This window comes from Haliea sp. E17 (genome assembly GCF_048323675.1).
In the GTDB taxonomy this organism is placed as follows: Bacteria; Pseudomonadota; Gammaproteobacteria; order Pseudomonadales; family Halieaceae; genus Mangrovimicrobium.
The window spans coordinates 360,041-383,703 of the sequence record NZ_JBLWFK010000005.1; the positions used below are offsets into that span (position 1 = coordinate 360,041).

Below are 23,663 nucleotides of genomic sequence, written 5' to 3' on the forward strand. Positions count from 1 at the left end.
ACCCTGAGGAAGGCTCACAGGTCAGTGTGTGGCCTCGGGAAGTTCAGGCTCACGCGCTCGGCACGGGGCCACCGATTGCGCATCGTCATGGTTGAAAGTTGATTACCTGCACGTCCGGGTCTCTGCTCGCTCCCGCGGCATCCATTCGCTGCAGGTAGTCCTGCCAGCGCCGCTCCTGCTCGAGGCAGAGTTGGTGCAGGAAGTCCCAGGAATACAAGCCGCTGTCGTGGCCATCATCGAAAAACAGCTGCAGGGCATAGTTGCCCACCGGCTTGATATTCGAGATGCCGACGTTGAGCTTGCCGACCTGCAGCACCTCCTGGCCCGGCCCGTGGCCCTGGACTTCGGCCGAGGGCGAATAGACGCGCAGGTACTCGCAGGGCAGCCGATAGCTGTTGCCATCGGCGTAGCGCAGCTCGAGTTCGCGGGAGCGCTTGTGTAACTCGATGCCGGTGGGGCGGGTGTCGGCGGCCATGGCGATTCCTAGAGAATGAAGCGCGAGAGGTCTTCGTCGGCCGACAGTGCTTCCAGCTTGGAATCCACGTAGGCTGCGTCCACGCTCAGGGTCTGGGTGGAAAGGCTGGAATCCGCCGCCTCGTAGGAGGCCTCTTCCAGCAGGCGCTCGAGCACGGTGTGCAGGCGGCGGGCGCCGATGTTCTCGGTGCGCTCGTTGACCTGCCAGGCGGTCTCGGCGATGCGGCGGATGCCGTCGGCGGTGAATGCCACCTGCAGTCCCTCGGTGGCCAGCAGGGCCTGGTACTGCTCGGTGAGGGAGGCGTTGGGCTCGGTGAGGATGCGCTCGAAGTCCTCGGGGGTGAGTGCAGCGAGTTCCACCCGGATGGGCAGGCGGCCCTGTAGCTCGGGGATCAGGTCCGAGGGTTTGGCCAGGTGGAAGGCGCCGGAGGCGATGAACAGGATGTGGTCGGTCTTGATCATGCCGTGCTTGGTGGTCACGGTGGAGCCCTCGATCAGCGGTAGCAGGTCGCGCTGCACACCCTCGCGGGAGACGTCCGCGCCGGCGCCCTCGCTGCGCTTGGCCACTTTGTCCAGCTCGTCGATAAATACGATACCGTTCTGTTCGGCGGCTTCCAGCGCCTTTTGCTTGAGTTCGTCCTCGTTGACCATCTTTGCCGCCTCTTCCTCGGTGAGCGCGGTGAAAGCGGCCTTGACGGTCATCTTCTGGGTTTTTTTCTGGCCCCGGTTCATGTTGGAGAACATGCTCTGCAATTGGCTGGTCATCTCCTCCATGCCCGGGGGCGCCATGATTTCCATGCCGATGCCGGGGGTGCGCAGTTCCACCTCGATCTCTTTCTCGTCGAGCTCGCCCTCGCGCAGTTTCTTGCGCAGCAGCTGGCGGGTGCTTTGGCCGGCGCTGGCGTCGTGCTCGCCGCGGGCGGGGGGCAGCAGGATGTCCAGAACCCGCTCTTCCGCGGCTTCCTCGGCGCGGTAGCGCACCCGGGTCATTTCCTGTTCGCGGTACATCTTGATGGAAACATCCACCAGATCGCGGACGATCGACTCCACATCCCGGCCGACATAGCCCACTTCGGTGAACTTCGTTGCCTCGACCTTGACGAAGGGCGCCCCGGCCAGCTTCGCCAGGCGCCGCGCGATCTCCGTTTTACCGACCCCGGTGGGGCCGATCATCAGGATGTTCTTGGGGGTGATTTCCGCCCGCAGTTCGACGGGTAGCTGCATCCGCCGCCAGCGGTTGCGCAGGGCGATGGCCACCGCCCGCTTGGCCTCGTTCTGGCCGATGATGTGTCTGTCGAGCTCCGAGACGATCTCCCGGGGGGTCATGTTGGACATGGGAATCAGTAATCCAGTTGTTCGATGGTGCGGTTGTGGTTGGTATAGATGCAGATATCGCCGGCGATCGACAGGCCCTTCTCGACGATCTCGCGGGCGCTGAGTTCGGTGCAGTCGAGCAGGGCGCGGGCCGCCGACTGGGCGAAGGGGCCGCCGGAGCCGATGGCGATCAGGTTGTCCTCCGGCTCGATCACGTCGCCGTTGCCGGTGATGATCAGCGAGGTGGTCTTGTCCGCCACCGCCAGCAGGGCCTCGAGCCGGCGCAGGGCGCGCTCGGTGCGCCAGGCCTTGGCCAGTTCGACGGAGGCGCGCACCAGGTGCCCCTGGTGCTTGTCGAGTTGCGCCTCGAACAGTTCGAACAGGGTGAAGGCATCGGCGGTGCCGCCGGCAAATCCCGCCACGACCTGGTCTTTATACAGACGGCGAACCTTGCGGGCGTTGCCTTTCATTACCGTGTTGCCGAGGGATACCTGGCCATCGCCGCCGATTACCACGCTGTTGCCCCGGCGCACCGAGAGGATGGTGGTGCCTCTGTACTGTTCCACGTTGTGTCTCCTGTGTCAGAAGGGGGGATATGGGGGCAAAGCCGCAGGATTCAAGAAAAGAGACCGCAAAAGGGCGTGCAGGTTCGACTGGGAATGCTTGCCTACGCGACTGGGTTATAGCCGAGGGAGTGGAGTGACCCTGGAAGCTTTGTTCCACCCAGCCGGCCACTGCTTCCGACCTGTGCGCCCGAGACACGCCGTGAACCCTTCCATGGGGGCTCGGATGCAGTATCCATGCTGCATACGGTCTCGGGCACACAGGTCGGAAGCAGTGTCCTCGTTTCGAACGGGAATCCGGGTTGGTTGCCTTCGTTCGGTGTGTGCGTGCGCTGTCCGGGAGTTATCCCGCTGGCCGCTTCATCAGCAGCGTATCGATGCCCTGCCCCGCGGTCAGGCCGCGGGCCCGGGACATTTTCGCGTGGGTGTCGAAGGGGCCGAGGTAGACCCGGAACCAGCGGCCGTTGTCGCTACGGGTTTCCTCGATCGAGGGTTCGAGGCCCAGCAGGATCAGTTCCGCGCGGCGGCGTTCGGCGTCCTCGGACTGGCGGAAGGAGCCGGCCTGGAGGAGGTAGATGATGCGGGCTTCCGCCGGGGTCGGGCGGCTGGGTTCCGCGGCTGCTGCGGCTGGTTGCTTGTAGTCCTCGTCGATGCTTTCCCCGGGCAGCATGGTGTAGAAGTCGAAGCGCGGTTCGGGCGCGGGTTCGGCCTTTGCTGATGCTGCCGTTGGCTGCGGGCCGCCGGGTTCAGCCTGGGGCAGGCTGCCGAGGTAGACGAGAAAGCTCAGGAACACGCCGGTGAGGACGCCGGCGCCGTACCAGCGCCAGCCGCCGCCGGCGCTGTGGCTGGCGGCCTTGCGTTTTGCCGCGGGCGCCTTGCGTGTGCGTTGCGCGCTGCCGCGCTTGGCGTAGTCCCGGGCCACCTTACATGCTCTCCGGCGCGGAGACGCCGAGCAGGTCGAGGCCGTTGGCGATCACCCGGCGGACCGCCAGCGAGAGTGCCAGGCGGGCGTCGCGCAGGGGCTTGTCGTCTACCAGGGTCTTGTGGGCGTTGTACCAGGTGTGGAAATCGCCGGCCAGTTCGCGCAGGTAATTGGCCACCTGGTGGGGCTCCGAATTGGTCGCGGCGTGGGCAACGACTTCCGGGTAGCGGTCCAGCTGGCGCAGTACCGACTTTTCCTGTTCTTCAGTGAGCTGTTCGAGGCTCTGCAGGGCCGCTTCCTGGTCCCAGCTGTCACCCTGCTCTTCCAGCTTGCGCAGGATGGAGCACACCCGGGCGTGGGCGTACTGGATGTAGTACACCGGGTTGTCATTGCTCTGGGACAGGGCCAGGTCGATGTCGAAAGTCAGTTGCGAACTGGGGCCGCGGGCGACCAGGAAGTAGCGGGTAGCGTCGCGGCCCACTTCGTCGATCAGGTCGCGCAGGGTCACGTAACTGCCGGCGCGCTTGGACAGCTTGACCTCTTCCCCATCGCGCATCACGGTGACCATCTGGTGCAGGACATAGTCCGGCCAGCCCTCGGGGATGCCTTCGCCCAGGGCCTGCAGCCCGGCGCGCACGCGGGTCACGGTGCTGTGGTGGTCGGCACCCTGTTCGTTGATTACCCGGCCGAAACCGCGCTGCCACTTGTTCAGGTGATAGGCGACATCCGGCAGGAAATAGGTGTAGCCGCCCTCCGACTTGCGCATTACCCGATCCTTGTCGTCGCCGAAATCGGTGGTGCGCAGCCACATCGCGCCGTCTTTCTCATAGGTGTGGCCATTGTCCACCAGCAGCTTGACCGCCGCTTCCACCGCGCCGCTGCTGTACAGCGAGGATTCGAGGAAGTAGCAGTCGAAATGGACGCCGAAGGCCTTCAGGTCGAGGTCCTGTTCCCGGCGCAGGTAGGCCACTGCGAAATCGCGGATGCTGTCGGAGTTGTCCGGGTCGCCCGCGCCGGTGACGTGGCGGTCCTCGGCGTCGATGGTCTCGCCGGCGAGATAGGCCCTGGCGACATCCACGATATAGTCGCCGCGATAGCCGTCCTCGGGCCATTCCGGGCTGTCCGGTCCCAGGCCATGGCAGCGCGCCTGTACCGAGCGGGTGAGGTTGTCGATCTGGGCGCCGGCGTCGTTGTAGTAGAACTCGCTGGCCACGTCCCAGCCGGTGGCGGCGAGCAACCGGCACAGGCTGTCGCCCACCGCGGCGCCGCGGCCGTGGCCGACGTGCAGCGGGCCTGTGGGGTTGGCGGAGACGAATTCCACCTGCACCTTGCGACCCTCGCCGCTTTGGTTGCGGCCGAAGGCTTCGCCCTGCTCAAGGATGCGGCGAACCACGGCCTGGCCGCTGTCTTCGCTGAGGAAGAAGTTGATGAAACCGGGCCCGGCGATTTCGGTGCGCTGGACCACCTGGCTCGGCGGCAGTGACGCGCAGATCAGGCCGGCGAGTTCGCGCGGAGGCATGCCCGCGGCCTTGGCCAGGGTCAGGGCGACGTTGCTGGCGAGATCGCCGTGGCTCTTGTCGCGGGTGCGGTCCACCTGTATCGGGGGGATGTTGCCCGCTGGCAGTTTTTCATTCTGAACAAGCGTATCCAGCGCCTGCGCGATGAGCTGGGAAATTGCGTCCTTCATCTGGAGGAATGTACCTGAGTCGTGTTGCGTGTCCCGGGAGGGGCCGGGAAGTGAAGGCGCTATTATCCCTGCATCGCCCCGTGATAGCCAGCTGGCCGGGACTCAGAACATATCCAGGGGATCCACGTCCAGCGACCACTTGAGGCCGCCCCTGGCCGGCAGGTTCCTGGCGGCGGTGACCAGCTCGCGGGCGGCCTCCCGGGCCAGCGGCCGCGACTGGCAGTGCAGTAGCAGCTGGCTGCGATAGCGGCCGGCGCGGCGCTGCATGGGGGCTGGCAACGGTCCGATCAGCTGGGCCTTGCCGCGCAGGCGGGGTTCCAGAGCCTCGCGCAGGAGACACAGGAATTGCTCGCCCTCCCTGGCATCCGCGCAGTCGGTGCGGGCCAGGACCAGCTGGCCGTAGGGGGGCAGCCCGGTCGCCTGCCGCTGTTGCAGCAGGCCGAGGGCCTGCTGGTGGTAGGGCTGGTCGAGCATGGCGCGCAGGGCGGGATTGTCCGGGTGGTGGGTCTGCAGCAGTACCCTGCCGGGGGTGTCGGCGCGCCCGGCGCGCCCCGCCACCTGGTTGAGCAGCTGGGCGGCCTGTTCCTCGCCGCGAAAATCGGTACTGAACAGCATGGCGTCCATATCGATGATGCCGACCAGGGCCAGGCCCGGAAAATGGTGGCCCTTGGCCAGCATCTGGGTGCCCAGCAGGATGCAGGGGCGGCCGCGATTGACCTCGTCCACCAGCTCGCGCATTGCGTCGCGGCCCTGCATCGAGTCGCTGTCCACCCGGTAGACCGGCCAGTCGGCGAAGTGCCGGCGCAGGTAATCCTCGGTTTGCTCGGTGCCCAGGCCCTTGCTCATCAGTTGCTGGCTGTGGCACTCGGGGCAGCCCGGTGGCGTCGGCGCCGCCGCGCCACAATGGTGGCAGCGCAGGCGCCGGGCGCGGCGGTGCAGGGTGAGGCGGGCGTCGCAGTGGGAGCAGCCGGCAATCCAGCCGCAGTCGTGGCATTGCAGGGTAGGGGCGAAACCGCGTCGATTGAGGAACAGCAGGGCCTGGCCGCCCTGGTGCAGGGTGTCGCCTACGGCCTGCAGTAAAGGTTCGGAGAGGCCGGCCTGCAGGGTTTTCTGGCGAATATCCAGGGTCTCGATGCGCGGCGGCATCCCACCACTGGCGCGCTGTTGCAGGCGGTGGTGCCGGTAGCGCCCGCCCAGGGCGTTGTGCAGGCTTTCCAGCGAGGGTGTCGCGCTGCCCAGCACCACCGGGCAATTGTCAATTTGTGCGCGTTTGACGGCGACATCCCGGGCGCTGTAGCGGAATCCGTCCTGTTGCTTGAAGGAAGCGTCATGTTCCTCGTCGACAATTACCAGCCCCGGTCGCGCCAGTGGCGTGAACACCGCGGATCGTGTGCCGATAACAATGTGGGCCAGACCGCTGCGTGCGGCCTCCCAGGCGCTGTAGCGCTGTGCTTCGCCGAGCCCCGAATGCAGGACTGCCAGACCATCGCCGAAGCGGTCGCGGAAGCGGGCCACTGTCTGCGGGGTGAGGCCGATTTCGGGAATGAGTACCAGTGCCTGCCTGCCCGCGTTGAGGCAGTCGTCGATCAGGCGCAGGTAAACCTCGGTTTTGCCGCTGCCGGTGACACCTTCGAGCAGGTGGCAGCTGAACCCGGCGGATGCACGGATTCCGTCAAGGGCCTGGCGTTGTTCGGGAGTCAGTGAGGGCCGGGGGCCGCGGTCTATTGCGGCAGGCTGCGCCGGGATATCACAGGTTTCGGCCAGTTGCTTCTCGGCCAGCGCGCGCAGGGCCGCGCGGTTGATGCCCGCCGCGGCAAAGCGCGAAGCGGGCACTGCTACGGCCTGCTGTAACAGGGATAACGCCTGTGCCTGCTTTGGCGAACGGGCCAGGGCGCCCTCCGGCAGGCCTTTTCCCCGGGTGGTCAGGCGCCACCCCGGTGCGGCGAGGGCGCTGTGTTCCCGGCCCTTGCGCAGCAGGGTCGGGAACGCGACGGGATAGACTTCGCCCGGGGGGTGCTGGTAGTAGTCGCAGGCCCAGCGGCACAGTTCCAGCAGGCCCGGACCGATGAGCGGCTCGCTGTCGATGATGGCGCTGGCGGATTTCAACGTTGCGACCTCCATATCGCTGGCGTCGACCACGGCGACCAGTACGCCGGTAAGCTCGCGGCGGCCGAAGGGGACGCTGAGGCGGATTCCCGCCTGCAGGTTGGCGGCCGCGACCCCGGCAGGGGGCAGGTAATCGAACAAACTGTACAGTGGCGTCGGGACGGCCACGCGCAATACAGGCATTGGCATCGGTCTGCGGGCGAAGAACGGCGGCCAGTTTAGCAACCGGTCCGGGGAACAGGCCACGCTGCCGCTGCCGATGGGGCGAATTTTTGCGCTTGCCATCGCCGCCTGGTCTGGTAAGATGCGCGCCTATTTTTTCCCGACACCGTGCCCGGCAGAAGATCGGGTGGCGGCGTCCAAGTGTGAGGAGCACGTACCATGAAAGCGGATATTCATCCTAAATACGAAGCGGTTACCGCCACCTGCAGTTGCGGCAACATCATCAACACCCGTTCCACCCTGGGCGAAGATTTCCACGTGGACGTGTGTTCCAACTGCCACCCGTTCTTTACCGGCAAGCAGAAAATTGTCGATTCAGGCGGTCGTGTTGATCGCTTCAAGAAGCGTTTCGGCACCCGCGGCGCCAAGCGCTAAGCATCACCGTGCTGCTTCAGGCAGCTCGAAAGCGCCAGTTACCGACGGTACTGGCGCTTTTTTTATGCCTGCCGTTTGCCGCCTGTTCCCGCGGCCAGCCCACTCCCGGGCAGTCCGCAGTCGACTGCGCGGTCGCGCCGGCTCAGCTGCAGGAGTTCCGCGTAGCGCGGGTCAGCGATGGCGACACCCTGCGACTCGCGGGCGGTGACAAAGTGCGCCTGATCGGCATCAATACCCCGGAATTGGGCCATGGCGGGGAGGCGGGGCAGCCATTGGCCGAGGAGGCGCGGGCCGCGCTTTCGGCCCTGGTGGCGGATGGCCGGGTGTGGCTGCAGGACGGTCCCGAGGCCCGCGACCCCCACGGACGGCGACTGGCCTGGGCCTTCGATGCCCGGGGAGAGGGTATCGCGACACAGTTGCTGCGGCAGGGCCTGGGATTTCACGTGGCAATCGCGCCCAACACCGCCAGGGCGCAGTGCCTGGCGGCAGCGGAAGCAGCGGCGCGGGCAGCTCGGCTGGGTGTCTGGGGTATTGCTGAATACCGCCCGCGCAGCGTCTCCGGGCTCGAACCGGGGTACCGCGGATTTGCCCTTTTGCAGGACCGGGTCACCCGGGTCAGCTTCAAGGAAAATGGCTGGTGGCTGCAGTTGGCAGGCAAGGTCGGGGTAAAGATCGGTCCCGGGAGCCAGTCGCTGTACTCCCGATCGGCGCTGGAAGCGCTGCAGGGCCAGGCGGTCCAGGTGCGGGGCTGGCTGGTGCCGATGCGCGGAGGTTGGTGGGTGCTCACTCTCGGCCATCCCAGTATGTTGGCGTCTCCGGGCGAGACAAGAGAGAGGGAATAAATCAACTTGTTCCCGAAATGCGTTTTCTTTATCCTCGTATACCTTTTTTTAGCGGTGCCTTCCTATGTCTGACGACTTCAAGCGAGCTGCCCTCGCTTACCATGCGGAGCCAACGCCCGGCAAGATCAGTGTCGAACTGACAAAACCGGCCCAGACCCAGCTGGACCTGTCCCTCGCCTACAGCCCCGGGGTGGCAGAGCCATGCCGGGAGATTGCCGCAGATGCCGAGGCAGCCTACCGGTATACCGGCAAGGGCAACCTTGTCGCTGTCATCAGCAACGGCACCGCGGTGCTCGGACTGGGCAATCTCGGTGCCCTGGCCAGCAAGCCGGTGATGGAAGGCAAGGCCCTGCTGTTCAAGCGCTTTGCGGGAATCAACGCCATCGACCTCGAAGTGGATACCGAGGACGCGGGTGAATTTATCGAGACGGTCGCGCGTATTGCGGACAGTTTCGGCGGCATCAACCTGGAGGACATCCGGGCGCCCGAGTGCTTCGAGATAGAAGCGGCGCTGGTCGAGCGCTGCAGTATCCCGGTGTTCCATGACGACCAGCACGGAACGGCCATTGTCACCGCCGCCGGCCTCGTCAATGCGCTGGAAATCCAGGGCAAGCGGCTCGAGGACGCGGTGATTACCTGCCTCGGGGCCGGTGCGGCTGCGATCGCCTGTATGCGCCTGCTGGTGAGCCTCGGTGCCCGGCGGGAAAATATCTTCATGCTGGACCGCCTCGGGGTAATTTACGCCGGTCGTGAAGGGGTGAATGCCTATAAGCAGGAGTTCGCCAACCACACCGACAAGCGCAGCCTCTCCGACGCCATCAATGGTGCAGACGTGTTTATCGGCCTCTCCGGCGCCGACCTGCTCAGCTCCGAAATGCTGCTTTCCATGGCTGAGCGTCCGGTTGTTTTCGCCTGTTCCAATCCCGACCCCGAGATCAGGCCGGAACTGGCGCGGGCCACCCGCGACGACCTGATCATAGCGACCGGTCGCTCGGATTACCCCAACCAGGTGAACAACGTACTGGGCTTTCCTTTCATCTTCCGCGGCGCCCTGGACGTGCGCGCCAGTTGCATCAACGAAGAGATGAAGATCGCCGCTGTGCAGGCGCTGTGTGCGCTGGCGAAGGAGCCGGTGCCGCAGGAGGTCCTGCTCGCCTGTGGTTTACAGTCGCTGGAATACGGCCCGGAGTACATCATTCCCAAGCCGATGGACGTCCGCCTGCTGGAAAGCCTGTCAGCCGCCGTCGCCCGGGCTGCGGTAGAAAGCGGTGTCGCGCGACGCGCGCTGCCCGCCGAGTACGCTGAAGCGGTCTAGCGGGCCCCGCGGCCCGCTGGCACCTGCCCGCTAGAAAATATCCCTCACCAGGTTGTCTTCCTGCTGCTGGCTGCGGCCATTGCCGTTCTGCCCGTTCGCAGTGGCCCGGGGCGCGGTTTCCTCGCGGAAAAACTCGAAGATCGCGGTGGAATCCCCGGGGGCGGCAAGACCGCCAGTTGTCGAGTTGATCCGCACGGTAACCACGCCCGGGGGAATCGGACGCTGCCGGTCGGGGCTGTCGCGAAGCGCCTCACGCATGTAGTCAATCCAGATCGGCAGTGCTGCGGTGCCGCCGAACTCCCTGCGGCCGAGCGGGGTGTAATTGTCGAACCCGACCCAGGTTGTGGTGACGACATCCCGGTTGTAACCGGAGAACCAGGCGTCCATCGGCCCGTTGGTGGTGCCGGTCTTGCCGGCGATATCACCGCGTTTCAGCGCCAGTGCGCGGGTCCCGGTGCCCTTCTTGATCACGTCCTGGAGAATGCTGGTCATGATAAAGCTGACCCGTTCATCCATCACCCGCGGCGGCTGCGGCAGCGCATCTTCAGCAGCCTCGCTGGCGAGAATTTCTTCCATGCTGAGTTCCTTGCGTCCGGCGGGTGCCGGCTTGTCGTCGCAATCGCGGCATACCGTGGGTGGCCGGGCCTGGAAAATCACCCGGCCCTCCATGTCCTCGACGCGGTCGATCAGGTAGGGCTCTACCCGGTAACCGCCATTGGCGATGGTGGCATAACCGCTCACCACTTCCAGCGGCGTCATGGCGTGGGTGCCCAGCGCCAGTGACAGGTTGGCGTCCAGGTTCGAGGTGTCGATACCGTAGCGCTCGAGCGCGGCGACCAGGTTGTCGATGCCGAGCTGTTGCAACAGGCGGATCGAGACGACGTTGCGCGACTTGGTCAGCGCCCAGCGCAGTCGGGTCGGCCCGTAGAACTCGCCACTGTCGTTTTCCGGGCGCCAGATGTCCTCGATGGAATTGTCGGCGACCACGATGGGCGCATCATTGATGATGCTGGCCGCGGTAAAGCCCGCTTCCAGAGCCGCTGAATACAGGAATGGCTTGAAGTTGGAGCCCGGCTGGCGCAGCGCCTGGGTGGCCCGGTTGAATTTGCTGAGCTCGAAACCCATGCCGCCAACCACGCTGACAATGGCGCCGTTGTCCGGGTTGAGCGACACCAGCGCGCCCTGCACGGCGGGAATCTGCGCCAGCTGCCAGGCGCCCTCTTCATCCTGTACCACACGAATCAGGTCGCCCGGCTTGAACAGCTCGGCGGGCGTTTTCGGCGCCGCCCCCAGATAGTTTTCGGTGCGGTAGGGGCGCGCCCCGGACATGCCCTTGTCCCACAGCAGCTCGCCGGTGCCGGCATCCCGGAACAGCAGCTTCACGCGGTCTTCCCCGATCTCCATTACCACGGCGGGCGTCTGGCCGATGATCTGCGGGATGGCCTCGAGCTTTTCTACCCAGTATTCCGCAGCAGCGTTGGCATCGTCCGCGGGTGGGGACCAGTGTTGCTCCGGTCCGCGGTAGCCGTGGCGACTGTCGTAGGCGAGCAGGCCATCAATCAATGACTGGCGGGCAACTTTCTGCAGCGGGCTGTTGATCGTGGTATAGACGCTGTAGCCATCGTTGTAGGCCTCGACGCCGTAGCGGTCGAGCATTTCCTGGCGGGCCATCTCTGCGGCATAGTGCGCGGCGAAGCTGATCTGCGCGCCGTGGAGGCCCGCGGTAACGGGGGCGACTACGGCTTCAGCATATTCCTGCTGGGTGATGTAGCCGAGATCGCGCATGCGCCCGAGAATCCAGTTGCGGCGCTCCTTGCCCGCCTCGGGGCCGCTTATCGGGTTGTTGCGCGACGGCGCCTTGGGGATGCCGGCGAGCATGGCGTACTGGGCGAGGTTCAGGTTGTCGATGCTGGTGCCGTAGTAGACCTGGGAGGCCGCCTCGAAGCCATAGGCGCGGTGCCCGAGGAACACACGGTTGATATACAGCTCGAGAATTTCCTGCTTGCTCAGGCGGCGCTCGATTTCGATTGCCAGCAGAATCTCGTTGAACTTGCGCATGAACGTCTTTTCCAGCGAGAGGAAATAATTCCGCGCCACCTGCATGGTCAGCGTACTTCCCCCGGAGCCTTTTTCCCCGGTCACCACCAGTTCCGAGGCCGCCCGGGCGAGGCCCATCAGGTCGATCCCCTGGTGCTGGAAAAAGTTGTCGTCTTCCGCCGCCAGCAGGGCGTCGATGAACTGCGGCGGAATCTGGTCGTAGGCCAGCGGACTGCGCTTCTGTTCGCCGAACTGGCCGATCAGGTCGCCCTCGCGGGTGTATACCCGCATGGGTGTCTGCAGTTTCACGTCGCGCAATGTCTGCACGTCCGGAAGGTCCGGACTGAGGTAAAGGTAGATACCCGCGAGCAGCCATAACGCGCCAAACAGGCCTAAAAACATAAAACGGAGCAGAAAGTTGAGAAAGCTCATGAATTCACTTTACAAAGTTGGGGCCTGAGTTAGTGTTATAAGCGGGGGCGGGCATGTATTTGGTAATTATATGCCTTTTTTGGTTTGGGATATATTTACCGCTATGTTATAAGTTCTTATTAATGTATCGGTGCATAAAAACATCCTAAGCTAGTGATACACATAGGGAAAAGAGTTGCTTGGATTAATAGGGAAAAGAAAAGCGACACCGGTTCTGGGGCTTGATATCAGTTCGACGACAGTGAAGCTGCTGGAGTTGAGCTACTCAGGGGGACGCTACCGGGTAGAGAGCTACGCAGTGAGCTCCCTGCCAGTGGACGCGGTCGTTGAAAAGAACGTCAACGACGTCGAGGGCGTTGCCAACGCCATCAGCAGCGTCGTCGCCCAGTCGCGCACCAAGCTCAAGACCGTGTCTGCCGCAGTCGCCGGGTCTTCCGTCATCACCAAGGTGATCGACATGCCAGCCGGCCTCAGTGAGGACGACATGGAGACCCAGCTTACGCTGGAGGCGGATCAGTACATCCCCTACCCGCTCGAGGAAGTCGCCATCGACTTCGAGATCCAGGGGCCATCGCCAAAAGGCGCCAACCAGGTCGAGGTCCTGCTGGCTGCCTGCCGCCGCGAGACCATCGATATGCGGGTAGCGGCCATCGAGGCCGCGGACCTGACGCCCAGGATCATGGATGTCGAAGCCTACGCGATGGAGAGAGCCTTTTCCCTGATACGCAATCAGCTCGATATCGACGAAGACGGTACGGTGGCGATTGTGGATATCGGCGCGACCATGACCACTCTCAGCGTGATCACTGCCGACAGTACGATCTATACCCGCGAACAGCTTTTCGGCGGCAAGCAATTGACCGACGAAATCATGCGCCGCTACGGCCTGCCGCTCGAAGAAGCGGGCCTGGCCAAGAAGCAGGGCGGCTTGCCCGACGACTACGAGCCCGAGGTTCTTGAACCCTTCAAGGATGCGGTAGTCCAGCAGGTGGCGCGCTCGCTGCAGTTTTTCTTTTCCTCCAGCCAGTACAACGATGTCGACTGCATCGTCCTGGCCGGCGGTGTGGCTTCCATGGAGGGCTTGCCGGAACTTGTGCAGGAGAAGCTCGGCACGCCGACCTCCGTTGCCAATCCTTTTGCCGATATGTCGATTTCTTCCAGGGTCAATGCGGTGGCGCTGTCCAGTGATGCCCCGGCGATGATGATAGCTTGCGGGCTCGCGCTACGGAGTTTTGACTGATGGCCCAGATTAACTTACTCCCGTGGAGAGAAGAGCGGCGCCAACAGCTCAAGCGCGAGTTTCTTATGATTCTCGTCGTAGTGGCTGTTCTGGGTGCCGCCCTGGTATTCCTGGCCGACCGCATGGTGAATGGCCAGATCGACTACCAGCGCCAGCGCAATAACTACCTGAGTACGCATATTCGTGAACTGGACAAGGAAGTCGCCGAGATCAAGGAGCTGCAGAAGCGCCGCAATGAATTGATCGATCGCATGCAGGTCATCCAGGAATTGCAGGGCAACCGCCCGGTCATTGTCCGGATCATGGACCAGATCGTGCGCACGGTGCCCGATGGTGTGTTCTATTCATCCCTGAAGAATTCCAACAGGACCATCACCATCGATGGTATTGCCGAGTCCAATAACCGGGTGTCCAGCCTGATGCGCCGTCTCGATGCTTCCGACTGGCTGGCCTCGCCAAATCTGGACAAGGTGCAGGCGGCGCCAGAGTACGGTGACCAGGCCAACCGTTTCCATCTTACCGTCAAGGTCGAACTGCCGAATTCCGACCAACAGGAAGAGGGGCAGTGATTCATGGCTATTGAGAACTCAATGCGCTCACTGCGCGAATTCGATATCAACGACCTGGATTTCGACAACGTCGGTTCCTGGCCGATCCTGATCAGAGTGTTCATCTGGATAGTGGTATTGGGTGTTGTGCTGGGCGGTGGTTACTACTACCACATCAAGGGCCTGCAGGAGCAGCTTGTTGCCGAGCAGAAAAAAGAAACAGCGCTGAAACAGGACTTCGAGAAGAAGGCATTTGAAGCTGCCAATCTCGAAGCCTACCGGCAGCAGCTCAAGGAGATGGAGGAGTCTTTCGGCGCCCTGGTCAAGCAGCTGCCCAGCGACACCGAAGTGCCCGGTCTGCTGGAAGATATCACCAATAAAGGCCTGCTGAACGGCCTGAAAATTGACTCGATCGACTTGCAGCCTGAAATTCAGCGCGAATTCTACGTTGAGCTGCCCATTTCGATAGTAGCCCGAGGTTCCTACCACGACCTCGGGGCATTTGTGAGCAGCATGGCAGCCCTGCCGCGGATTGTGACCCTGCACGACTTCACGATCAGCGCACCCAAGGGCGACGCCGACAGCCTGAGCCTGCGAATAATCGCAAAAACCTATCGGTACCGGGACGACGAGGTGTGAGCATGCTGCGACTGGTAAGCAAATTCGCCGTCCTCACCCTGCCGGTATTGCTGGTGGCCTGTGGTGGGCGCGGTTTCAGTGACCTCGATGCCTTCATGGCGGAAAAGCGCAGTCGTCCGGGGGGGATTATTGCGCCGATACCGACCTTCAAGGCCTACGAGGCGTTTGGTTATAGCGCCACTACCCTGCGCAGTCCCTTCGAGCGGCCTATAGAGGTTCGTGAAATCGCCCAACTCCAGGCGGTCAGTGCGGTAAAACCTGACACCACGCGACCGAAGGAATTCCTGGAGCAATTTACCCTCGATTCGCTGCGCATGGTGGGTACGCTGGAGCGCAGCGGAACCGACTGGGCTTTGATCCGGGACCCCGAGGGCGGGGTACATCGGGTGACACTGGGGAATTATGTCGGTCGTCACTACGGCAAGATCGTGGAGCTGGGCGATGCCTGGGTGGCTGTTGTTGAGATTGTCAGCGATGGCAGCTCGGACGGCTGGGTCGAACGACCGCGCACAATCAAGTTGTCCGGAATGTGAGCCGGGCCGTGGGTGATTGCCATGTCAAATAGAAAACAACATTTGGGGACAAGGGCCGTGGGGAAAGGAACAATGCAAATAGGGAAGTGGACGTGGCTGGCGCTAGGCCTGCTGCTGGGAACCAGGGCGGTAGCGGCGGATCCCACCATCACCGACATTGAGTTCAGCTCCCGTTCAGGCAGCAAGTTTGAAGTCCGCCTGGATTTCGACCAGGCGCCACCTGCGATGCAGGCTTACACGATCGAGAAGCCGGCGCGCATCGCGGTGGATTTCCCCGGCGCGAAGAGCGCGCTGGCGGAAAAGCGCTTCGAGCTGCCCTACGGCAATGCGACCGGCGTTGTGGTCCTGGAATCCGGTGACCGTACCCGTATGGTCGTCAATCTGGTGAAACTGGTGCCCTACGAAACCCGGGTCGACGGCAACAGCCTGTTCCTGGTGGTTGGCCAGGATTCGGGCGACTACGTCAAACCGACCAGCGATCCCAATCGCCTGCCCAGCCAGGTAGAGGAAGTGGTCACCGTAAATTCTGAAATCAGCGACCTGCAATTCCAGCGTACGCCAGAGGGCGAGGGTCGCCTGACTCTGGAACTCACCAATCCTTCAGTAGATGTGAACGTCTACAGCGAAGGCGGGGACATCAAGGTGCAGTTTGTGGAAACCTCGGTACCCGAACGGCTGATGCGCCGCTACGATGTCACCGACTTCGCCACCCCGGTGAACAGTGTCGACGTGAATACCACGGAGCGTGGGGCCACGCTGACCCTGAAAACCCAGGGTGAATTCGATTACCTGGCCTACCAGACCGATAACCAGTATGTACTTAGCGTCAAGCCACTTTCCGCCCATGAGGTCGAGGAGCGGCGCAAGGAATTTGCCTACACCGGTGACCGCATCTCCCTCAACTTCCAGGATATCGAGGTGCGGGCGGTGCTGCAGTTGATCGCGGACTTCACCGAACTCAACCTGGTGGCCAGCGATACCGTCTCCGGCCGTATCACCCTGCGCCTGCAGAACGTGCCCTGGGACCAGGCGCTGGAACTGGTGCTGAAAACCAAGGGTCTGGACAAGCGCCAGGTTGGCAACGTGCTGATGGTGGCGCCGGCCGCTGAAATCGCCGAGCGCGAGCGCCAGGAAATTGAGGCGAGCAAGCAGATTGCCGAACTGGCCCCACTGCAGTCCGAGTTTGTCCGTATCCGCTATGCCAATGCCGCACAACTGGTCACCCTGTTCAATGCCGGCGCAGAAGAGGGTGGCAAGCTGATTTCGGAGCGCGGTTCTGTCGTCGTCGATGCGCGGACCAATTCACTGATCATCACGGATACCGCGGCCAAGCTTGCCGCGATTCGCGAGCTTATTGAGCGTGTCGACATTCCGGTACGCCAGGTAATGATCGAGTCGCGTATCGTGATCGCGAGTTCCGACCTGACCCACAACCTGGGTATTGAGTGGGGCGGTGGCTACCTGAATTCCAGTAAGGACAATATCCTTTCGGTCTCCGGCGACGCGGCCAACGTGGTGGGTCTCAATAACTCGATTATCAACGGTTCGACGCCTTCCCTGTCCTATCCCGGCGCGCTGCTGGTTGACCTCGGCGTTGCCAGCACCAGCGGTTTCGCGGTCGGCTTTACCAGTGAAGACCTGTTCCTTACAGCCGAGCTTTCCGCGCTCGAGGCGGCCGGCCAGGGTGAGGTAGTTTCCCAGCCCAAGGTGATTACCGGCGACAAGCAAAAGGCCAATATCAAGTCGGGTACCGAAATTCCCTATCAGGAGGCGGCTGCATCCGGTGCGACCTCGGTATCCTTCAAGGAAGCTGTACTGGAGCTTGAAGTAACCCCCAACATCACCCCGGATGACCGCATCTTGCTGGAACTGCAGGTCAAGCAGGATTCCGTGGGCGACCTGGTTCCCAGCGGTAACCTGGGCGGCTTCATCCCCTCCATCGACACCACGGAACTGAACACCCAGGTGCTGGTTGGCAACGGTGAAACCGTGGTACTGGGCGGGGTATTCAAGACTGAAGATATCGAGACCATCAACAAAGTGCCGTTCTTTGGTGACATTCCCTACGTCGGCGCTTTCTTCCGCAGCGAAACCAAGTCCAAGACCAAGACGGAAACGCTGATCTTCATCACGCCACGGATCCTGGCCGATACCCTCCTCGATTAATGCCGGTTCAACGCGTATTCCTTGTCGGCCCCATGGGGGCCGGCAAGAGCACTATCGGCCGGGTACTCGCCGACGAGCTAAGCCTGCGCTTTGTCGACAGCGACAGCGAAATCGAGGCGCGCACCGGCGCGGACATCCCCTGGATTTTCGATGTCGAAGGTGAGTCCGGATTCCGTGAGCGCGAACGCCAGGTTATCGAGGAAATGACCACCTGGGACGGCATCGTGCTGGCTACCGGCGGTGGCGCCGTGCTGGCGCCCGAGAATCGCACTGCCCTCGCGGGCAGGGGGTTTGTAGTCTACCTGTATACCAGTATCGACGAGCAGGTGCGGCGCACCCGCCGCGATCGCAAGCGACCGCTCCTGCAGGGCGTCGATCCCGAGGCAACCCTGCGGGAGTTGATGCGCATTCGCGACCCCCTGTACCGGGAAATCGCGGACTGTGTCATCGATACCGCCGCCGGCACGCCCAAGTCCGTGGCCCAGCAGGTGGCGCTGGCAATTCCCGGGTAAAGACAGCTACCCCCCTCAGCCAGTATCATAGCCAGCCGTTTTGGGCTCGAGGAATTCCGTGTGTCCCTTCTGATGCATACCCTGCATGTCGACCTGGGTGAGCGCAGTTACCCCATTTACATCGGTCGCGACCTGCTCCGCGATCCGTCGCTGATTGCCCGGCATATCCGCGGTTCCCAGGTCGTCCTGGTCAGCAACGACACCGTCGCTCCGCTGTACCTCGATCACCTGAAAGCCTGCCTGGGTGAGCGCGGCCTGGTGACAGAAGTCATCCTGCCCGACGGCGAGCGCTACAAAACGCTGGAAAGCTATACCCGGATACTGGACCGGGTAATGACCGACCGCCACAGCCGGACCACCACCATGATCGCCCTCGGCGGCGGGGTGATCGGCGATATCACCGGGTTTGCCGCGGCCTCCTACCAGCGCGGCGTGAATTTCATCCAGGTCCCCACGACACTGCTGTCCCAGGTGGACTCCTCCGTGGGCGGCAAGACCGCGGTCAATCATCCGCTTGGCAAGAACATGATAGGCGCCTTCTACCAGCCCGTCGCTGTGGTCATCGATATAGCCACGCTGGCGACCCTGCCACCCCGGGAGTTCGCCGCGGGACTCGCCGAGGTGGTCAAGTACGGCCTGATTTGCGATGCACCGTTCTATACCTGGTTGCGCGAAAACATGCCCAAACTGCTGGCGCGGGAAGAGGCGGCCCTCGCCGAGGCGGTTGAGCGCAGCTGTGCCAACAAAGCGGCCGTGGTCGCCGAAGACGAGCGGGAATCCGGGCTGCGCGCAATCCTCAACCTGGGCCATACTTTTGGCCACGCCATCGAAACCGCGCAGGGCTACGGCGAGTGGTTGCACGGTGAGGCCGTGGCGGCCGGGATGGCACTGGCCATGGAGATGTCGGCCCGCCGCGGCTGGCTGGCTATGGCCGAAGTCGACAGCTTCCGCAGCCTGCTGCGGACCATGGGGCTGCCCGAGCGCCCCCCCGCGGACATAAGCCCGGCGCAGTTTATCGACCTGATGGGGCGCGACAAAAAAGTGGTCGACGGCAGTCTGCGGTTGGTGTTGTTGCGGGCGATAGGCCAGGCCTGTGTGGTTGACGACGCCACGGAACAAGAATTGCATGCATTGTTGGGAGGCGGCTGACCGGGCTGGCGCCCGGTTTGTCGGAATCTGGCCGACTGTGTAAAATAGCGCCCCCTTTTGCCGTGCCCGGCTCTTTTTCGAGTTTCTGGGCAAAAGCTTAAGTTTTTGTTTTTTCTAATTATTTTGGACTGACTATGAGCGCAGGCCTGTACAGACCTGAAGAGTTCCGCGACAACTGCGGGTTCGGACTGATAGCCCATACCTCGGGCGATGCCAGCCATCGCCTGTTGCAAACCGCAATCGAGTCCCTCACCTGCATGACCCACCGCGGTGGTATTGCGGCAGATGGCAAGACCGGTGATGGCTGTGGCCTGCTGATGCAGATGCCGGTCCAGTTCATGCGAACCCTGGCCCAGGAGTGTTTTTCCGCCGAGCTTTCCGAGAGCTTCGCGGTGGGACAGATTTTCCTCAGCCAGGACGAGGCATTGGCCAAAACCGCACGCGCGGCTACGGAGCAGGCGCTCACCGACCAGGGCTTCAAGGTACTGGGCTGGCGCGAAGTACCCACCGACCCCTCGGTATGCGGAGACATCGCCCTGCAAACCCTGCCGCGCATCGAGCAGGTATTCGTCGACGGGCCGGGCTTTTCCGATGTCGACCTGGCCACGCGGCTGTTTGTCGCCCGCCGCAAGGCGGAAATCGCCAACGAAGCCGACGGTGATTTCTATATCTGCAGCCTCTCCGGCCGGGTGATTTCCTACAAGGGCCTGATGATGCCGGTAGACCTGCCGCGCTTCTACCCGGACCTCGCCGACCAGCGCCTGGAAACCGCGATCTGTGTATTCCACCAGCGTTTTTCCACCAACACCATGCCGCGCTGGCCGCTGGCGCAGCCCTTCCGCCTGCTCGCGCACAACGGTGAGATCAACACCATCGACGGCAACCGCAACTGGGCCGAGGCGCGCACCGCGCGTTTCGAGACCGAGCGGCTTCCCAATATCCGCGAGATCGCCCCACTGGTGAACCGCACCGGCTCGGACTCCTCCAGCCTCGACAACATGCTGGAACTGCTGCTGACCGGTGGCGTGGATATGCCGCGCGCCCTGCGCATGCTGATTCCGCCGGCCTGGCAGAACATGGAGTTGATGGACTCCGACCTGAAGGCGTTTTACGAGTACCACTCCATGCACATGGAGCCCTGGGACGGTCCCGCCGGCGTGGTCCTGACCGACGGTCGCTACGCGGTCTGCCTGCTCGACCGCAACGGCCTGCGCCCGGCGCGCTGGGTGCGCACCAAGGACGGCTTTATCACCCTCGCCTCGGAAGTGGGTACCTACGGCTACAAGAGTGAAGACGTCATCGCCAAGGGGCGCGTGGGACCCGGCCAGATCCTCATGGTCGACACGCATACCGGAGAATTGCTGCAGACCGAAGAGATCGAGAATCGCCTGAAAAACCGCCAGCCCTACAAGCGCTGGCTGCAGGAGAAGGCCCAGCGTATCGAGGGCACCCTGGCCTCCGAAGCCGTTTCCGGCCTCGAGCGCGATCAGGTCAAGGCCTACATGAAAATGTTCCAGGTCAGCTTCGAGGAGCAGGACCAGGTGCTGCGCCCGCTCGGTGAATCCGGTAACGAGGCGGTGGGCTCCATGGGCGACGATACCCCCATGGCAGTGCTGTCGCGCACCCAGCGCCCCCTGTACGACTTCTTCCGCCAGAAATTCGCCCAGGTCACCAACCCGCCGATCGATCCCCTGCGGGAAACCATCGTCATGTCCCTGGAAACCGACCTCGGCGGCGAGAAAAACGTGTTTTCCGAGGGTCCGGAGCACGCCGACCGCGTTATCCTGACCTCGCCGGTCCTGTCCCAGGGCAAGTTCAATACCCTGATGAACCTGGATCGCCCCGGTTTCACCGTGTGCCGGGTGGACTGTACCTATACTGCCGCCGACTCCGACCTCGAGCAGGGCATCGCCGCGGTGCAGGCAGCCGCTGAACAGGCCGTGCGCGAGGGCGCGACTATCCTGGTGCTGTCCGATCGCGGCATCAGCAAGGAGCGCCTGCCGGTGCACAGCCTGCTGGCCACCGGTGCAGTGCACCACCACCTGATCAAGCAGGGCCTGCGCGCCGATGCCAATATCGTCGTGGAAACCGCGAGTGCGCGGGATTCCCACCAGATTGCCTGCCTGCTCGGTTTTGGTGCTACCGCGATCTATCCCTACCTGGCCTACAGCGTCCTCGAGGAACTGATCCGTTCCGGGGAGCTGCTCGGTGAACCGAGCGTCTGCTACAAGAACTACCGAAAGGGGATCAACAAGGGCCTGTTGAAAATCATGTCCAAGATGGGCATTTCGGCGGTCTCCTCCTACCGTGGCGCGCAGCTCTTCGAGGCCATCGGCCTGGCGAAGAGTGTGGTAAATACAGCGTTCTGTGGCGTGGCTTCGCGCATCGAGGGCGCCGGGTTTGCCGAACTGGAAGCCGACCAGAAAGCGCTGGCGGCCGACGCCTGGGTGCCGCGCAAGCCGATCGCCCCGGGCGGCCTGCTGAAATACATGCACGGCCAGGAATACCACGCTTTCAACCCCGACGTGGTGACCGCCCTGCAACAGGCGGTGGCCAGCGGGAACTATGCGGATTACCAGCGCTACGCGACCCTGGTCAACGAACGCCCCGTGGCAACCCTGCGCGACCTGATGCGTCCGGTTATCACGGGCGAGGGCATCGCCCTCGACCAGGTCGAACCGATCGAGAAAATCCTGCCGCGCTTCGACTCCGCCGGCATGTCGCTGGGCGCATTGAGTCCCGAAGCCCACGAGGCGCTGGCCGTTGCGATGAACCGCATCGGTGCGCGCTCCAACTCCGGTGAAGGTGGTGAGGACCCGGCGCGCTACGGCACCGAGCGCTCCTCCAAGATCAAGCAGATCGCCTCCGGCCGTTTTGGCGTTACCCCGCACTACCTGGTAAACGCCGAGGTGCTGCAGATCAAGGTGGCCCAGGGTGCCAAGCCCGGCGAGGGTGGCCAGTTGCCCGGTGGCAAGGTCAACGACCTGATTGCCCGCCTGCGTTATTCCGTGCCGGGCGTGACCCTGATTTCACCGCCGCCACACCACGATATCTATTCCATCGAGGATCTCGCGCAGCTCATCTTCGACCTCAAGCAGGTCAACCCGGACGCGCTGGTCTCGGTGAAGCTGGTTTCCGAGCCCGGCGTGGGCACGATCGCCGCCGGCGTGGCCAAGGCCTATGCCGACCTGATCACCATCTCCGGTTACGACGGCGGTACCGCGGCCAGCCCGCTGACCTCGATTCGCTATGCCGGCTCGCCTTTCGAGCTGGGCCTGGCCGAAGTGCAGCAGACCCTGCGCGGCAACAAGTTGCGCGGCTCCATCCGCCTGCAGGCGGACGGCGGGATGAAGACCGGTCTCGATGTGATCAAGGCGGCGATTCTCGGCGCCGAGAGTTTCGGTTTTGGTACCGCGCCGATGGTGGCGCTGGGCTGCAAGTACCTGCGTATCTGTCACCTCAACAACTGCGCCACCGGCGTCGCCACCCAGCACCAGAAGCTGCGCGACGACCACTTCAAGGGCACGGTGGACATGGTGGTGAACTTCTTCACCTTCATCGCCATCGAGGTCCGCGAGTGGCTAGCGAAACTCGGCGTGGCTTCCCTCGAAGAGCTGATCGGCCGCACTGACCTGCTGGAACTGCTGCCCGGCGAGACCGAGAAACAGGCGCGCCTGGATCTCTCGCCCATCCTTTACAAGGACGCACAGGCGAAGGGTGAGCCGGAATTCTGCCAGGTCGCCCGCAACGAGCCCTTCGACAAGGGCGAGAAGGCGGAGGCCATGGTGGCTGCAACCCTGCCGACCATCGACGCCGGCAAAGGCGGCGAATTTGAGTTCGAGGTCTGTAACTGTGATCGCTCGATCGGCGCGCGCCTTTCCGGGGAAATCGCCAAACGCTGGGGCAACACCGGGATGGAGAGCAACCCGCTGGTGCTGCGCCTGAAAGGTACCGCGGGCCAGAGCTTCGGCGTGTGGAACGCTGGCGGCCTGCACATGTACCTCGAGGGTGATTCCAACGACTACGTCGGCAAGGGCATGGCCGGCGGCAAGCTGGTGATCTACCCGCCGGCAAATGTGGAATACAAGTCCCAGGAAGCCTCGATCATCGGCAACACCTGTCTCTATGGCGCCACTGGCGGCCGGCTGTTCGCAGCGGGTATCGCGGGTGAGCGTTTCGCGGTGCGCAACTCCGGTGCGCACGCGGTGGTCGAGGGCACCGGTGACCACTGCTGCGAATACATGACCGGTGGCAACATCACCGTACTGGGTACAACGGGTGTGAACTTCGGTGCAGGTATGACCGGCGGTTTCGCCTACGTGCTCGACCTGGATCGCACTTTCATCGACAAGTACAACAGCGAACTGGTGGACATCCACCGGGTCAGCTCCGAGTACATGGAGGCTTACCGCAATCACCTGCGCGGCAATATCCGTGAATTCGTCGAGGAGACCGGTTCGGCCTGGGGTGCCTTCCTGCTGGAAAACTTTGAGGACTATGTCGGCAAGTTCTGGCTGGTGAAGCCGAAAGCCGCAGAGTTCGATCGCCTGTTGTCCCGCCTGCGCAACACGGATTGACGCGGGTACT

The 23,663-nt window shown here is 63.2% G+C and carries 18 protein-coding genes; 11 read left to right on the forward strand and 7 right to left on the reverse strand.

Features of this window, described 5'->3' with window-relative positions:
• Positions 1-85: 85 nt before the first annotated feature.
• The 6 genes from ACNKU3_RS15085 to ACNKU3_RS15110 all read right to left on the reverse strand — a co-directional run bounded on the left by ACNKU3_RS15085 (position 86) and on the right by ACNKU3_RS15110 (position 7,249).
• The gene (locus tag ACNKU3_RS15085; protein WP_418260336.1) at positions 86-475 is read right to left on the reverse strand and encodes a gamma-butyrobetaine hydroxylase-like domain-containing protein; all 390 of its coding nucleotides are present in this window, start codon (positions 473-475) and stop codon (positions 86-88) included.
• Positions 476-483: 8 nt separating this feature from the next.
• Complete coding sequence (hslU, locus tag ACNKU3_RS15090; protein ID WP_418260337.1) at positions 484-1,809, reverse strand: ATP-dependent protease ATPase subunit HslU; 1,326 nt, start codon at positions 1,807-1,809, stop codon at positions 484-486.
• Positions 1,810-1,814: 5 nt separating this feature from the next.
• Complete coding sequence (gene hslV / locus ACNKU3_RS15095; RefSeq protein ID WP_418260338.1) at positions 1,815-2,354, reverse strand: ATP-dependent protease subunit HslV; 540 nt, start codon at positions 2,352-2,354, stop codon at positions 1,815-1,817.
• A gap of 340 nt (positions 2,355-2,694) precedes the next feature.
• Positions 2,695-3,273 carry an SPOR domain-containing protein gene (locus ACNKU3_RS15100; protein WP_418260339.1) on the reverse strand — a complete coding sequence of 193 codons (579 nt, stop codon included), beginning with the start codon at positions 3,271-3,273 and terminating at the stop codon, positions 2,695-2,697.
• Position 3,274: 1 nt separating this feature from the next.
• Positions 3,275-4,960, reverse strand: coding sequence for an arginine--tRNA ligase (gene argS, locus ACNKU3_RS15105; RefSeq protein WP_418260340.1), 1,686 nt, complete (start codon positions 4,958-4,960; stop codon positions 3,275-3,277).
• 102 nt (positions 4,961-5,062) lie between these two features.
• Complete coding sequence (locus ACNKU3_RS15110; protein ID WP_418260341.1) at positions 5,063-7,249, reverse strand: primosomal protein N'; 2,187 nt, start codon at positions 7,247-7,249, stop codon at positions 5,063-5,065.
• A gap of 198 nt (positions 7,250-7,447) precedes the next feature.
• Here ACNKU3_RS15110 and rpmE point away from each other — a divergent pair, with 198 nt between their 5' ends.
• The 3 genes from rpmE to ACNKU3_RS15125 all read left to right on the forward strand — a co-directional run bounded on the left by rpmE (position 7,448) and on the right by ACNKU3_RS15125 (position 9,820).
• A complete protein-coding gene (gene rpmE / locus ACNKU3_RS15115) occupies positions 7,448-7,663 on the forward strand; it encodes a 50S ribosomal protein L31 (RefSeq protein ID WP_418260342.1) in 216 nt (71 codons plus the stop codon).
• A gap of 8 nt (positions 7,664-7,671) precedes the next feature.
• Complete coding sequence (locus ACNKU3_RS15120; protein ID WP_418260344.1) at positions 7,672-8,505, forward strand: thermonuclease family protein; 834 nt, start codon at positions 7,672-7,674, stop codon at positions 8,503-8,505.
• 64 nt (positions 8,506-8,569) lie between these two features.
• Positions 8,570-9,820, forward strand: a complete 1,251-nt coding sequence (locus ACNKU3_RS15125; protein ID WP_418260345.1) for a malic enzyme-like NAD(P)-binding protein — start codon at positions 8,570-8,572, stop codon at positions 9,818-9,820.
• A gap of 30 nt (positions 9,821-9,850) precedes the next feature.
• Here ACNKU3_RS15125 and ACNKU3_RS15130 read toward each other — a convergent pair whose 3' ends face one another.
• Positions 9,851-12,289, reverse strand: a complete 2,439-nt coding sequence (locus ACNKU3_RS15130) for a penicillin-binding protein 1A (protein ID WP_418260346.1) — start codon at positions 12,287-12,289, stop codon at positions 9,851-9,853.
• A gap of 175 nt (positions 12,290-12,464) precedes the next feature.
• On the opposite strand from ACNKU3_RS15130, the gene ACNKU3_RS15135 reads away from it, so the two are divergent.
• From ACNKU3_RS15135 to gltB, 8 genes are all read left to right on the forward strand, one after another.
• Complete coding sequence (locus tag ACNKU3_RS15135) at positions 12,465-13,529, forward strand: pilus assembly protein PilM (RefSeq protein ID WP_418260347.1); 1,065 nt, start codon at positions 12,465-12,467, stop codon at positions 13,527-13,529.
• Complete coding sequence (locus tag ACNKU3_RS15140; protein ID WP_418260348.1) at positions 13,529-14,098, forward strand: PilN domain-containing protein; 570 nt, start codon at positions 13,529-13,531, stop codon at positions 14,096-14,098. The genes ACNKU3_RS15135 and ACNKU3_RS15140 overlap by 1 nt, the downstream gene beginning before the upstream one ends.
• 3 nt (positions 14,099-14,101) lie before the next feature.
• Complete coding sequence (locus tag ACNKU3_RS15145; protein WP_418260349.1) at positions 14,102-14,716, forward strand: type 4a pilus biogenesis protein PilO; 615 nt, start codon at positions 14,102-14,104, stop codon at positions 14,714-14,716.
• Between the two features lie 2 nt (positions 14,717-14,718).
• Positions 14,719-15,249 (forward strand): pilus assembly protein PilP, encoded by a 531-nt coding sequence (locus tag ACNKU3_RS15150; protein WP_418260350.1) that lies wholly within the window; start codon positions 14,719-14,721, stop codon positions 15,247-15,249.
• 72 nt (positions 15,250-15,321) lie between these two features.
• On the forward strand, positions 15,322-17,415 hold the full coding sequence (pilQ, locus tag ACNKU3_RS15155) for a type IV pilus secretin PilQ (protein WP_418260351.1): 2,094 nt from the start codon (positions 15,322-15,324) through the stop codon (positions 17,413-17,415).
• Positions 17,415-17,927: a shikimate kinase AroK gene (gene aroK / locus ACNKU3_RS15160; RefSeq protein ID WP_418260352.1), complete on the forward strand. Its 513-nt coding sequence runs from the start codon at positions 17,415-17,417 to the stop codon at positions 17,925-17,927. The genes pilQ and aroK overlap by 1 nt, the downstream gene beginning before the upstream one ends.
• 72 nt (positions 17,928-17,999) lie before the next feature.
• Complete coding sequence (aroB, locus tag ACNKU3_RS15165) at positions 18,000-19,076, forward strand: 3-dehydroquinate synthase (protein ID WP_418260556.1); 1,077 nt, start codon at positions 18,000-18,002, stop codon at positions 19,074-19,076.
• A 134-nt stretch (positions 19,077-19,210) separates the two neighbouring features.
• Positions 19,211-23,653 carry a glutamate synthase large subunit gene (gene gltB, locus ACNKU3_RS15170; protein ID WP_418260353.1) on the forward strand — a complete coding sequence of 1,481 codons (4,443 nt, stop codon included), beginning with the start codon at positions 19,211-19,213 and terminating at the stop codon, positions 23,651-23,653.
• Positions 23,654-23,663: the final 10 nt, after the last annotated feature.

Coding starts and splice junctions, on each gene's coding strand:
- aroK (WP_418260352.1), top strand. CDS start 17,415: ATGCCGGTTCAACGCGTATTCCTTGTCGGCCCCATGGGGGCCGGCAAG.
- ACNKU3_RS15145 (WP_418260349.1), top strand. CDS start 14,102: ATGGCTATTGAGAACTCAATGCGCTCACTGCGCGAATTCGATATCAAC.
- ACNKU3_RS15125 (WP_418260345.1), top strand. CDS start 8,570: ATGTCTGACGACTTCAAGCGAGCTGCCCTCGCTTACCATGCGGAGCCA.
- ACNKU3_RS15085 (WP_418260336.1), bottom strand. CDS start 475: ATGGCCGCCGACACCCGCCCCACCGGCATCGAGTTACACAAGCGCTCC.
- ACNKU3_RS15110 (WP_418260341.1), bottom strand. CDS start 7,249: ATGCCTGTATTGCGCGTGGCCGTCCCGACGCCACTGTACAGTTTGTTC.
- rpmE (WP_418260342.1), top strand. CDS start 7,448: ATGAAAGCGGATATTCATCCTAAATACGAAGCGGTTACCGCCACCTGC.
- hslU (WP_418260337.1), bottom strand. CDS start 1,809: ATGTCCAACATGACCCCCCGGGAGATCGTCTCGGAGCTCGACAGACAC.
- ACNKU3_RS15130 (WP_418260346.1), bottom strand. CDS start 12,289: ATGAGCTTTCTCAACTTTCTGCTCCGTTTTATGTTTTTAGGCCTGTTT.
- argS (WP_418260340.1), bottom strand. CDS start 4,960: ATGAAGGACGCAATTTCCCAGCTCATCGCGCAGGCGCTGGATACGCTT.
- ACNKU3_RS15140 (WP_418260348.1), top strand. CDS start 13,529: ATGGCCCAGATTAACTTACTCCCGTGGAGAGAAGAGCGGCGCCAACAG.
- aroB (WP_418260556.1), top strand. CDS start 18,000: ATGCATACCCTGCATGTCGACCTGGGTGAGCGCAGTTACCCCATTTAC.
- gltB (WP_418260353.1), top strand. CDS start 19,211: ATGAGCGCAGGCCTGTACAGACCTGAAGAGTTCCGCGACAACTGCGGG.
- ACNKU3_RS15150 (WP_418260350.1), top strand. CDS start 14,719: ATGCTGCGACTGGTAAGCAAATTCGCCGTCCTCACCCTGCCGGTATTG.
- pilQ (WP_418260351.1), top strand. CDS start 15,322: ATGCAAATAGGGAAGTGGACGTGGCTGGCGCTAGGCCTGCTGCTGGGA.